At 68.3% G+C, this 1,135-nt stretch carries 1 protein-coding gene; it reads left to right on the top strand.

Features of this window, described 5'->3' with window-relative positions; genetic code table 11:
- Positions 1-77: 77 nt before the first annotated feature.
- A partial coding sequence (locus tag J2X41_RS25200; RefSeq protein ID WP_310087339.1) for an ISAs1 family transposase occupies positions 78-1,135 on the top strand: 1,058 nt, incomplete at its 3' end.

Below are 1,135 nucleotides of genomic sequence, written 5' to 3'. Positions count from 1 at the left end.
GGGCAGGGGAATCGCATATGGATTTTTGGTCCGAACGGGATTCTGAGGGTGTCTCCTTGTGAGAGGGAGACGGTCGGATGGAGATGTTCGCGGCTTGTTTTTCGGCGATGGAGGATCCGCGGGCGAGGAACGCTCGGCATGATCTTCTAGAGTTGGTGTTCGTGGCCCTGGCGGCGGTGCTGTGCGGGGCGGAGGACTGCACCGACATGGCCGCCTTCGCGCGGGCCAAGCTGGATTTCCTGCGCCAGGTGGTGAAGCTGGAGCACGGTCCGCCTAGCCACGACACCTTCAGCCGGGTGTTTCGCCGGCTGGCGCCCGAGCCGTTCGAAGCGGCCTTCGCCCAGTTCACCGCCGCCTTCGCCGGGGCCTTGAAGGGCGTGGTGGCGATCGACGGCAAGGCTCTGCGCGGAGCCTATGAGCGGGGGTGCCGGGCCTCGCCGCTGCATCTGGTCAATGTCTGGGCCGCCGAGGCCCGGCTGGTGATCGGCCAGCGCCTGGCGCCGGGCCGCAACGAGGTGCTGGGCGCCCAGCAGGCCCTGGCCTTGCTGAGCCTGGAGGGTTGCATCGTCACCGCCGACGCTCTGCACTGCCGGGCCGACACCGCCCAGACCATCCTGAACACCGGAGCCGACTACGCCCTGGCCCTGAAAGCCAACCAGCCGACCTTGCTGGCCAAGGCCCAGGCCCTGCTCGCCGCCGCCGATCCCGCCGACGAGGCCATCCAAGGCCCCGCCAAGGCCCACGACCGGGTCGAGGGCCGCGCCGCCCTGGTTGTACCCGCCAAGGACATGGACTTTCCCGGCCTGGCCGCCGTCGCCCGCGTGGAGACCCACTGCAAGCGGGCCGGCGCCCCCCAGCCGGTCATCGTCCGTTTCTTCCCGCTGTCCACGCTCCTGTCCCCCGAAAGGGTGCTCCAGGTCGCCCAGACCCACTGGACCATCGAAAACCAGCTCCACTGGGTGCTCGACGTGACCCTGCTGGAAGACGCCTCGCGCAGCCGCAAGGACAACGCCCCGCAAAACCTCGCCCTGATCCGAAAGCTCGCCCTCAACACCCTGCGACAGCATCCCGACAAGGGCTCCATCAAGACCAAGATCAAGCGCGCCGGCTGGGACGAAACCTTCCTCCTCTCACT

It is taken from the genome of Caulobacter sp. BE254, from assembly GCF_031457295.1.
Classification (GTDB): domain Bacteria; phylum Pseudomonadota; class Alphaproteobacteria; order Caulobacterales; family Caulobacteraceae; genus Caulobacter.
Note: the sequence above shows the minus strand (reverse complement) of the source record. Positions and strands in the feature narration are given on the sequence as shown.